Here is a 10,525-nt window from a genome sequence, read left to right as displayed (position 1 = left end):
AGAAATTGAGGAGCAGTCCGTGTCGGTTACCGTGATGATCGTGGATGACAGCAAGCTTGCGCGGATCGTGGCATCCAAGGCCCTGGCCCAGCTCCAGCCGGAGTGGAGCAAAGTGGAAGCCGGCAGCGCGCGGGAGGCGCTGGAAGTGATCGAAAACGAGACGGTCGACGTCTCGCTGATCGATTTCAACATGAGCGAGACGGACGGGCTGGAACTTGCGGCCGAGTTGCGCGCTATGCGGCCCGAGATGCCGATTGCGATCATCACCGCCAACATCCAGGACGAGATCATCGCCCGCGCCCGCGAAGTGGGTGCGGCATTCATCGCCAAGCCCGTGACCAGCGATGGTCTTTCGGGCTTCCTTTCGGGTGCCGCGCTCAAGCTGAGAACCACGCGGGCATGATTCCGGAGCAGGTTGCCCTTACCGAGCTTGAACGCGATGCGCTGACGGAAATCGTCAATATCGGGGTGAGCCGTGCCGCCTCCAGCCTGCGCAAGATGATCGGCGAGCAGGTTCTGCTCTCCGTCCCTTCCATCGAAGTGGTAAGCCACCGGCGCGCCGCGCGCCTCATCAGCGAGCGCGAAGTGGCCGAGCTGATCGCAGTACGGCAGGATTTCAGCGGGCCTTTCTCGGGCCGCGCGCTCCTGATCTTTCCCGAGACGAACAGCCTCGAACTGGTGCGCGCCGTTACCGGCGGCGAACTCAGCGCCGAGGAAGTGGTAGAGATGGAGCATGAGGCCCTGGCCGAAACGGGCAACGTCATACTCAATTCCTGCCTGGCGACGATGGCGAACATGCTGAAACGTTCGTTGACGATGACGATCCCGGAAGTGCTTCGCGGCAATGGTGCCACCCTGTTCGAGGTGGACGAGTCCGGCGCCGAGGAAGGGCTCGTGTTGTTCCTCTACATCGACTTCGCCGTGCGCATGCGCGACATCAGGGGCTATATCGCCATGCTGATGGACATCCCCTCGCTGGCGACGCTGAAGGAACTGCTGGACGAATTCATCGCGAGCGTCGTGGGCGACGATGCCTGACACGGACGGGGGACCGGGCGGCGGCGCCGGTGATGGCAAGGGCGGAAACGGGATGGCGCGCGCCGCGGGCAGCGCACTGAACGACGAGCAATTGCGCGCGGTTCTTGCGGCGGCCGGGGCCAGCGGGTCCTGGGACTGGGACATCGCCGGGGAACGCTTGTTCCTCGATGCCAGCTTCGCCGAGCTTTACGGCCTCCCCACCGACCAGATCCGGGACGGTTTCCCCACCGCCACGTTCTTCCGCTCGATCCATCCCGAAGACCGCCCGCGCATCCGCATCGCGGTGGCGGGCATGCTGGCCGGGGCCTCGCTGTTTTCCAAGGAGTTCCGCGTCGTCACGCCGGCGGGCAAGGTCCTGTGGATGCACGGGCGCGGGCAATGCCATCTCGATGCCGATGACGAGCCGTTGCGCTTCACCGGCCTGCTGGTCGACGTTACCGAGCGCAAGCGTACCGAAGAACGCCTGCGCATCGCGCAGAGTGCGGGCGGGGTGGGCACTTTCGAATATAACGACGGCTTTGCGACCGTGTCCGTCTCCACCGAATTCTGCGTGTTGCTGGGCCTGCACCCGGCGGACCGGCTACCGCTGCGAACGATCAATTCGGTCGTCAGCGAAGGTGAACTGGCGCTGATCCCCGAAGGCGTGCAGGGCGCCCTTCCGGACACGCTGGCGGGCGAGTTCCTCATCCGCAGGGGCGACGACGGCGAACTGCGCTGGATCGCCCGGCGCGGCGAAGTGCAGTATGAGGCGGACGGCACGGGTTATCGTTTGCTGGGCGTCATATACGACGTAACCAACGCCAAGCGGCAGGAAGCCACGCTGCGCGAACTGGCGGAAACGCTGGAACAGCGCGTCGCCGCCGAAGTCGCGGAACGCCAGCATGCCGAAGAGGCCCTGCGCCAGGCGCAGAAGATGGAGGCCGTCGGTCAGCTTACCGGCGGCATCGCCCACGACTTCAACAACCTCCTGACGATCATCATCGGCAGCATCGACATGGCCTCTCGCCGGGTGGCGCCTTCGGCCGATCCGCGCGTGCGGCGCTCGCTGGAACAGGCGATGAAGGGGGCCGAGCGCGCCGCCGCACTGACCCACCGCCTGCTCGCCTTCTCGCGCCGCCAGCCTCTGGACCCGCGCGCGGTGAACGTGCGCGACTTGCTGGAGGGCATGTCGGACCTGCTCTCGCGCACGATCACCGAGGCCATCGCCATCGCCATCGATGCGAATTCCGGCGTGTGGATGATCGAGGCCGATCCTCACCAGCTTGAAAATGCCATCCTGAACCTGGCGGTCAATGCGCGCGACGCCATGCCCGAGGGCGGTTCGCTGCGGATCACCGCCCGCAACGCGGTCCATTCCGGCACGGGCGGGGACATGCCCGCCGGCGATTATGTGGCCATCGAAGTGGTCGACAACGGTGTTGGCATGGACGAGGCGACGCTGGCGAAAGTCTTCGATCCGTTCTTCACCACCAAGGACGTGGGCAAGGGCACGGGGCTGGGCCTGTCGATGGTCTATGGATTCGCCAAGCAGTCGGGCGGCGGCATCGATATCGCCTCGGAGCCGGGCAGCGGTACGCGGGTGGTGCTTCACCTTCCGCGCGGCGATGCAAGCGCAGTAGAGGATCAGGCCTACCATCCCGCCGCCGAGGATTTCGGCCGCCCTTCCGAGACGATCCTGGTGGTAGAGGACGATGATGACGTGCGCCGCTACGCCGTGGGCGCGCTCTGCGATCTTGGCTACCGCGTGCTGGAGGCGGCCGACGGCTTTGCCGCGCTCGACCTGCTGCGCGGGCGCGATCGACCCGTGGACCTGCTGGTGACGGACGTGGTGATGCCGCGCATGTCGGGCAGCGAACTGGCCCAGTCCGCCCACGAGATCGTGCCCGGTCTCGGCGTTCTCTACACCTCGGGCTACCCTCACGACGCGATCATGCATGAAGGGCGGCTGGGCGAGGGTGTGGAACTGCTCTCCAAGCCGTTCACCATGCAGGCGCTGGCCGCGAAAGTGCGCGAACTGCTGGACCGCTGAGCGCCCTCAGCGCCGCAAGGTTCCGGCTGGCGACGCTCCTGCCCGCTTGGTCTTTCCCTCGGGAGCATCGATGCCCATCGCGGGTTGATTTCGGCAACCTCATGGGAGAACTGCAATGACCAGCAAGACCCTCAGCGACCTTGCCGAGAAGATGAAGGACATAGATTTCACGATGCTCTCCACCCACGGCCCCGGCGGCACGATCGCCGCGCGGCCGATGAGCAACAACCGCGATGTGGAATATGACGGCGATTCTTGGTTCTTCACCACCGAGGATACCGCGATGGTATCCGAGATCGCCGACGATCCCCGCGTCGGCCTGAACTTCCAGGGCAAGGCCGGGATCCTGGGCATGCGGCCATTCTTCATTGCCGTGGAGGGCAAGGGCGAACTGATCCGCGACAAGGCCCAGTTCGCCGCGCACTGGACCAAGGATCTCGATCGCTGGTTCAAGGACGGCGTCGATACGCCCGGCCTCGTGCTGATCCGCGTGGGAGCAGAGCGCGCTCACTATTGGGACGGCGAGGACGAAGGCGAAGTGATCGTGGAGAGAGGGTCCTACGTTGGTGGTCCCTGACGCTTTCGGCTCCGAAGGTCCGGCTCGGCGCGTTCCTGCGGGGGCGTGCTGAGCGGGCATGCGCGTATTCCTCGATTTCGAAGCGTCTTCGCTGGCGAAGCGCAGCTATCCGATCGAGGTGGCCTGGGTGTTCGAAGACGGGCGCTGCGAAAGCCATCTGATCCAGCCGCACCCGGACTGGACGGACTGGGACGAGGAGGCCGAGGCCATCCACGGTATCTCCCGAAGCCAGCTTGCGCGCGAGGGGGAGCCGCATGACCGGGTGGCGCTCCGCATGGTGGAGGTGCTGACCGGCCACGACCTCTTCGCCAGTGCGCCGTCCTGGGATGCCAAGTGGCTGAATGCCCTGCTGCGCAGCGTGGGTTTCCCCAAGCATCAGCTTCGGCTGGGCAAGACGTCCGAGATGATCGCGCGGGAACTGGGCACTCTGCTGGGAGAAGCGTTTTCACCGGAGGAATCCCGGGAGGCTGTGAAGGCAATTCTTGCAGATACAGACCCGGCGCGGACGGGGCCGCCCGCCCACCGGGCGCTGCCCGATGCGCAGGCCGATCGCTCGCGCTGGCTTGCAGCGCAGGGGGCTGCCGAGGCGCTCCGGCAGGCAAAGGCCATCTGCCGCCCCGGACGGCGTAGCGCCGACTACCCCGCCTGACCGCCGTGATCCTGACGAGCCGCGGCCATGAGGCGATCCTTGAACCAGATCATGCCCGCATCGCTCGCCCGGGCCGCGTGATACTGGATCATCTCCCGCATCGGCGGCATGGCGATCGGCGCGGGTCGGATTTCGAGCGGTAACAAGGGTGCAAAGAGCCGGGCGAGCCGCTCATGCATCAAAGCCAGCAAGTGCGTGCCGGGCAGCAGCCATGGCACCAGCGAGAACGATGGCGCCGTCACTTCTATGCGCCGCCGGTCATCGGCCGCCAGCAGGTGCCGCTCCGCGAACGAGGGGACGCCGGTGATCCTTACCGCCACATGGCCGCAAGAATGGAAGGCCTCTTCGGTCATCTCGCCGGAAAAGACGGGGTTCCCCGACCAGCCCACCACGACGTGGCGCTCCTCGAACAGCAGTTCGCTGGGGTGGTCGGCGCTGAGGAACTGTTCCGGCGTGAGCTGGAAGTCGAGCTTGCCGTCTTCCAGCAGCGCGCTCGTCTGGCGGGTGGGCAACACGACGTTGATCGCCACGTTCGGGGCTTCTGTCTTGAGCTGGGGCAGCAGGGGACTGAGCAGGATCGTGGCGATGTAGTCGGAAGCGGCGATTTCGAAGCGTCGGTCGGACGTGGCCGGATCGAAGGCCGTCGCCCCGGATATGAGCGCGCGAAGGCTGCGGACCGCTTCGGAGACTTGCGGCGCCAGCGCCAGGGCATGGGGCGTCGCCACCATCCGCCGGCCATGCGGCACCAGCAGTTCGTCGTTGAGCGCCAGCCGCAGCCGCGCGAGTGCCGCGCTCATGGCCGACTGTGTCAGGTTGAGGCGCTGCGCCGCCCGCGTGACGTTCTGCTCCTCCAGCAGCAGTTCCAGCGCGATCAGCAGGTTGAGATCGAACTTGTCGAGGCGCATCGAATATCGATCCTGTCCATGATAAGAGCATTGAACCAGAGGTTTCATCGATGATGAACCGGTCCAAGTCCAGCCCCGTGGAAGCGAATTGCCAAGCGAGGCCGTCTGGCTATCATGCGGTTCATGTTAAAGAGGAATCACGCGGGCCGCACGGGCCGATGAAGGCCGACGCTGGTCGCGACGGGCAGGAACGCGGGCCTCTTTCGAGGCGCTCGATGGTGATCGCCGCATTCTCGACCATCGTCGAGTGGTACGATTTCACGCTTTACCTCTATCTGGCGACCGTGCTGTCGCGCGTGTTCTTCGGCGGCGGCGAAGGATCGCTTTCGGTCACGCTCGGCGGGTTCGCCGTGGCCTATCTCATGCGGCCGCTGGGCGCGGCGGTTTTCGGCCATGTCGGAGATCGCTATGGACGCAGGCGCATGATGCTGCTGTCCATGGCACTGATGACGGCGGCCATGCTCGCCACCGCCGCGATGCCGACTTATGCCAGCATCGGCGCGGCTTCGGGCTGGTTGCTGCTCGGCCTGCGCTGCGTCATGGCCTTCTCGGTCGGCGGCGAATATACCGGCGTCGTCGCCTATCTGATGGAAGGCGCTCACCGCCGGCGGCGGGGTCTGGTGACGTCCTCGGCGGCCGCCGCCAGCGAACTCGGCGGCCTGCTGGCGGCGGGCGTGTCAGCGCTGGTCGTCAATGCGCTGGCTCCGGCCGCGCTCGACGCCTGGGGCTGGCGCATACCCTTCCTGTTCGGCGCCGGCCTGGCCGGAGCCGTGCTGCTGGCCCGTGCAACGCTGGAGGAATCCCCCGAGTTCGAGCGGCAGTTGGTCCACCGCACGGTGCCCGAACGACCGCTGCGCCTCGTCCTTACCCGCCACCGCGCTGCGATCGGGCGCGGGTTCGCCATCTCCGCGCTGGGATCGATCACATATTACGTCGGCATCACTTATGTCCCGGCATTCGTCACCGAATCCGGTGTGATGGCGGAGAGCGAGGCCTTGTGGCTGTCCACGGCGGCGGCCTTCCTCGTCATTCTGGTCACGCCGTTCATCGGCGCGCTGTCCGACCGGATCGGGCGCCGACCGGTGTTGCTGGGCGTGGGCGCGCTGGCAGTGCTGCTGCCCGCCGCCTCCTTCGCCGCAATGGGAGAAGGATCCTACGGCGCCGCGCTGATCGGCGCGCTGTTGCTGGCGGCGCTGGGCGGGGCAGTGAGCGCTGTGGGGGCGGTAGCGACGGCGGAGCAGTTCCCCGGTGAGGGGCGTCTTTCGGGGCTGGCCCTGGGTGCCACGGCCGCGACGGCGATCTTCGGCGGGCTTGCGCCATTCGTGGCGCAATTGCTGGTCAAGGCAACGGGCTGGCAGGCCGTGCCGGGCGTGATGATCGCGATCGTGGCCATCGGAGCCTTGCCGGTATTCCTCAGAATGCCGGAAACCAGGCCGACCCGCTGAAGCGCGCGAGTGCAGCCGGATTTCACAAATTGTGAAATCCGGCTTTGCCATTTATCGATGGTCGTCGCGGAAAAATCCCGTCATCTACACCGTTGCATCGCAGCAAAGTGCCGAATCCCGGTTGGGGCACGATAACGCTCCTGGCAGCAACGAGGTATTTCGATCCATGACGGCTTTGACTGAAACGCGCTACGTCTATCGCTTCGGTGGCGGCGTCGACGATGGTGGCAAGGGCGACAAGAACCTCCTCGGCGGCAAGGGCGCCAATCTGGACGGCATGGCTGCGATCGGCCTGCCGGTTCCCCCGGGCTTCACCATCACCACCGAGATGTGCACGCGCTACTACACGGACGGCGGCGTCTATCCCGAAAGCGTGAAGGCCGAAGTGGCAGAGGGCATTGCCCATATCCAGCAGGTGACCGGCAAGACCTTCGGCAACATCGCCGATCCGCTGCTGGTCTCCGTGCGTTCGGGCGCGCGCATCTCGATGCCGGGCATGATGGATACCGTGCTCAACCTCGGCCTCAATGACCAGACGGTCGAAGGCCTTGCCCAGACCTCGGGCGACGAGCGTTTCGCCTGGGACAGCTATCGCCGTTTCATCCAGATGTATTCGGACGTCGTGCTCGAACTCGATCACGGTGCCTTCGAGGAAGCGCTGGACATCGCGAAGGAAGACCGCGGCTACGACCTCGACACCGAGATGACCGCTGCCGACTGGAAGATCCTGGTCGCGGAATACAAGGCTATCGTCGAGAAGCTCTGGGACAAGCCTTTCCCGCAGGACGTGCACGACCAGCTCTGGGGTGCGATCGGCGCCGTGTTCGGTTCCTGGCAGTCGGACCGCGCCAAGGTCTATCGCCGCCTGAACTCCATCCCCGGCGAATGGGGTACGGCCGTCAACGTGCAGGCCATGGTCTTCGGCAACATGGGCGAAACCTCGGCCACCGGCGTCGCCTTCACCCGTGACCCCGCCACCGGCGAGAATGCGTACTACGGCGAATATCTCATCAATGCCCAGGGCGAGGACGTCGTTGCCGGCATCCGCACGCCGCAGTACCTCACCAAGGACGCCCGCGAGCGTGCCGGTGCCCGGGCCGCCTCGATGGAAGAGGCCATGCCCGAGACTTATGGCGAACTCGCCGGTGTGTTCGAAGTGCTGGAAAAGCACTACCGCGACATGCAGGACATCGAGTTCACGGTGCAGCAGGGCAAGCTCTGGATGCTCCAGACCCGCTCGGGCAAGCGCACCGCCAAGGCCGCGCTGAAGATCGCGGTCGACATGGCGCGCGAAGGTCTCATCAGCGAGGAAGAGGCCGTCGCCCGCGTCGATCCCGCCGCGCTCGACCAGCTGCTTCACCCCACGCTCGATCCCGATGCGCCGCGTGACGTGCTCACCAAGGGCTTGCCTGCATCGCCGGGCGCGGCTTCGGGCGCGATCGTGCTCGATGCCGATACCGCCGAAAAGCTGGCCGAGCAGGGCAAGGCCGTGATCCTTGTCCGCGTGGAAACCAGCCCCGAGGACATCCACGGCATGCATGCCGCGCGCGGTATCCTGACCGCACGCGGCGGCATGACCAGCCACGCCGCCGTCGTGGCGCGCGGCATGGGCCGCCCCTGCGTCTCGGGCGCCGGCAGCCTGCAGATCGACAATGTCGCTCGCACCATGCGCATCGACGGGCGCGTTCTGAAGGAAGGCGACACCGTCACCATCGACGGCGCCACCGGCGAAGTCATGGCCGGCGAAGTGGCCACCGTGCAGCCGGAACTCGCCGGTGACTTCGGCACGCTGATGGAATGGGCCGACAAGGTTCGCCGTCTCAAGGTCCGCGCCAATGCGGAAACGCCGCTGGATTGCCGCACCGCGCGCGAATTCGGCGCCGAGGGTGTCGGGCTCTGCCGCACCGAACACATGTTCTTCGATGCCGCCCGCATCACTGCCGTGCGCGAGATGATCCTGGCCGAGGGCGAGGCCGAGCGCCGCGCCGCGCTGGCCAAGCTGCTGCCCGAACAGCGTGACGACTTCGCTGAGATCTTCACGGTCATGGCCGGTCTGCCGGTAACGATCCGCCTGCTCGATCCGCCGCTTCACGAATTCCTGCCCCATGCCGAGGCGGAATTCGAAGACGTGGCGCGTGCCGCCGGCGTCAGCGTAGACACGCTCAAGCGCCGCGCTGCGGAGCTGCACGAGGTCAACCCGATGCTCGGCCATCGTGGCTGCCGCCTCGGCGTGACCTATCCGGAAATCTACGAGATGCAGGCCCGCGCGATCTTCGAGGCGGCGCTCATCGTCAAGGAGAACACCGGCGAGGCGCCGATCCCCGAAGTGATGATCCCGCTGGTCGCCACCCGCAAGGAGCTGGAGCTGATGAAGGCCATTGTCGACCGCGTTGCGGCCGAAGTCTTCAGCGAGCGTGGCGCCACCGTGGACTACCTCGTGGGCACGATGATCGAGCTGCCGCGCGCTGCGCTCAAGGCGGGCGAGATCGCGGAGCTGGGCGAATTCTTCTCGTTCGGCACCAACGATCTCACCCAGACGACCATCGGCATCAGCCGTGACGATGCCAGCCGCTTCCTGACGCATTATGTCGACAAGGGCATCTTCGCCCGCGATCCTTTCGTCAGCCTCGACGTGGACGGCGTCGGCGAACTGATCGAACTGGCCGCGGAACGTGGCCGCAGAACGCGCCCCGATATCAAGCTGGGCATCTGCGGTGAACATGGCGGCGATCCGGCCTCCATCGCTTTCTGCGAAAAGACCGGCCTCGATTACGTCTCGGCCTCGCCCTACCGCGTGCCGATCGCACGCCTGGCGGCGGCGCAGGCGGCACTTGCCAACAAGTAAGTCATAACCGCGTCGGGGAGGAGGAGCGACCTGACCGGGAATGCGGATCGCGCGCGATAGCGTGCGGTCCGCATTTGCTTTGGCCATTGCGAAACGTCGGCCTTCAGCGGCCGGCGGAGCGTTCCACCAGGAAGTCGATCAGCAGTCGCGCCGGGCCGGACAGGCTGGCGCCGTTGGCGGCGATCAGCATCTGGCGCTCGGCCCAGTTCTCGTCGAGTTCCACCAGTTTGAGACCCATCGGCACGATGAAGTTCTTGGCGGCTTCGCTGGGCAGGACGCCGATGCCGAAGCCGGCCTGGATCATGCGGCAGACCGCGTCATAGCTGTCTACGGCCGCGCGCAGGCGGAAGGACCAGCCCTGCTCGTCGGCAGCACGGGCGAGGAGGCGGGTATTGGCGGTATCGTAGCCCATTTGCACGAATTCGTGCTCGGCCAGATCGTGGAAGCGAACCGAATGGGTGCCGAACAGCAAGTGCGGCGGGGCGACCACGGTGAGCCGGTCGCATCGGTATTTCCAGGTATCGAGACCCACGGTTCCCGGCTCTTCCATGATGACGCCCACTTGCGCTTCGCCGGCGCGAAGGCGGCCGACGATCTCTGCGGAGTAGACCTCCTGGATGTTGAGGCGGATCTTGTCGTTGGCATGGCCGAAAGCGGCGAGGTCGGCGGGCAGGAACTGGGTGATCGCCGAAGTGCAGGCGAGAATGTCGACGCTGCCTTTCAGACCGTTGGCGTAGTCGGAAAGGTCGGACACCGCCAGCCCGATGTCGCGCATGATGCGCTGGGCATGGGCCAGCAGGGCATTCCCCGCCGCCGTCGGCGTCACGCCGCGCCCGTTGCGGACCAGCAGTTGCACGCCGAGGTCCTGCTCCAGCTGGGTGAGCCGGCGGCTGATCGCGCCGATGGCGAGGTTCGCCTCGTCGGCCGCCCGCGACAGGCTCCCCAGCTCCGCAACGCGAATGAACAGTTGCAGGGTCGTCAGGTTGAGCATCGGATTTCGCGCGTTACGGCCATGAGCCGGTCTCTATAGTGCGCAA

The 10,525-nt window shown here is 66.0% G+C and carries 9 protein-coding genes; 7 read left to right on the top strand and 2 right to left on the bottom strand.

Annotated features, from left to right (window positions below; genetic code table 11):
• Positions 1-19: 19 nt before the first annotated feature.
• The 5 genes from ACZ1J6_RS05195 to ACZ1J6_RS05175 all read left to right on the top strand — a co-directional run bounded on the left by ACZ1J6_RS05195 (position 20) and on the right by ACZ1J6_RS05175 (position 4,293).
• Positions 20-403 (top strand): response regulator, encoded by a 384-nt coding sequence (locus ACZ1J6_RS05195; RefSeq protein ID WP_132265947.1) that lies wholly within the window; start codon positions 20-22, stop codon positions 401-403.
• A complete protein-coding gene (locus tag ACZ1J6_RS05190) occupies positions 400-1,038 on the top strand; it encodes a chemotaxis protein CheX (protein ID WP_431567693.1) in 639 nt (212 codons plus the stop codon). The genes ACZ1J6_RS05195 and ACZ1J6_RS05190 overlap by 4 nt, the downstream gene beginning before the upstream one ends.
• On the top strand, positions 1,031-3,067 hold the full coding sequence (locus tag ACZ1J6_RS05185) for a hybrid sensor histidine kinase/response regulator (protein ID WP_431567692.1): 2,037 nt from the start codon (positions 1,031-1,033) through the stop codon (positions 3,065-3,067). The genes ACZ1J6_RS05190 and ACZ1J6_RS05185 overlap by 8 nt, the downstream gene beginning before the upstream one ends.
• 115 nt (positions 3,068-3,182) lie before the next feature.
• Positions 3,183-3,644 (top strand): pyridoxamine 5'-phosphate oxidase family protein, encoded by a 462-nt coding sequence (locus ACZ1J6_RS05180; protein ID WP_132265943.1) that lies wholly within the window; start codon positions 3,183-3,185, stop codon positions 3,642-3,644.
• Between the two features lie 58 nt (positions 3,645-3,702).
• Positions 3,703-4,293 carry a 3'-5' exonuclease gene (locus ACZ1J6_RS05175; protein ID WP_431567691.1) on the top strand — a complete coding sequence of 197 codons (591 nt, stop codon included), beginning with the start codon at positions 3,703-3,705 and terminating at the stop codon, positions 4,291-4,293.
• On the opposite strand, the gene ACZ1J6_RS05170 is transcribed toward ACZ1J6_RS05175, so the two are convergent.
• Entirely contained in the window at positions 4,281-5,198 is a 918-nt protein-coding gene (locus tag ACZ1J6_RS05170) for a LysR family transcriptional regulator (RefSeq protein WP_134095640.1), read from the bottom strand. The two genes, ACZ1J6_RS05175 and ACZ1J6_RS05170, sit on opposite strands and share 13 nt — an antisense overlap.
• A gap of 158 nt (positions 5,199-5,356) precedes the next feature.
• Between ACZ1J6_RS05170 and ACZ1J6_RS05165 the strand changes: the two genes are divergently transcribed.
• Both ACZ1J6_RS05165 and ppdK read left to right on the top strand, forming a co-directional pair.
• Positions 5,357-6,643 (top strand): MFS transporter, encoded by a 1,287-nt coding sequence (locus ACZ1J6_RS05165; protein ID WP_431567690.1) that lies wholly within the window; start codon positions 5,357-5,359, stop codon positions 6,641-6,643.
• Between the two features lie 166 nt (positions 6,644-6,809).
• Positions 6,810-9,488, top strand: a complete 2,679-nt coding sequence (gene ppdK, locus ACZ1J6_RS05160; RefSeq protein ID WP_134095639.1) for a pyruvate, phosphate dikinase — start codon at positions 6,810-6,812, stop codon at positions 9,486-9,488.
• A 103-nt stretch (positions 9,489-9,591) separates the two neighbouring features.
• On the opposite strand, the gene ACZ1J6_RS05155 is transcribed toward ppdK, so the two are convergent.
• Complete coding sequence (locus ACZ1J6_RS05155) at positions 9,592-10,479, bottom strand: LysR family transcriptional regulator (protein WP_132265937.1); 888 nt, start codon at positions 10,477-10,479, stop codon at positions 9,592-9,594.
• Between the last annotated feature and the right edge of the window lie 46 nt (positions 10,480-10,525).

It is taken from the genome of Novosphingobium sp. BL-S-21, assembly GCF_055521655.1.
Note: the sequence above shows the minus strand (reverse complement) of the source record. Positions and strands in the feature narration are given on the sequence as shown.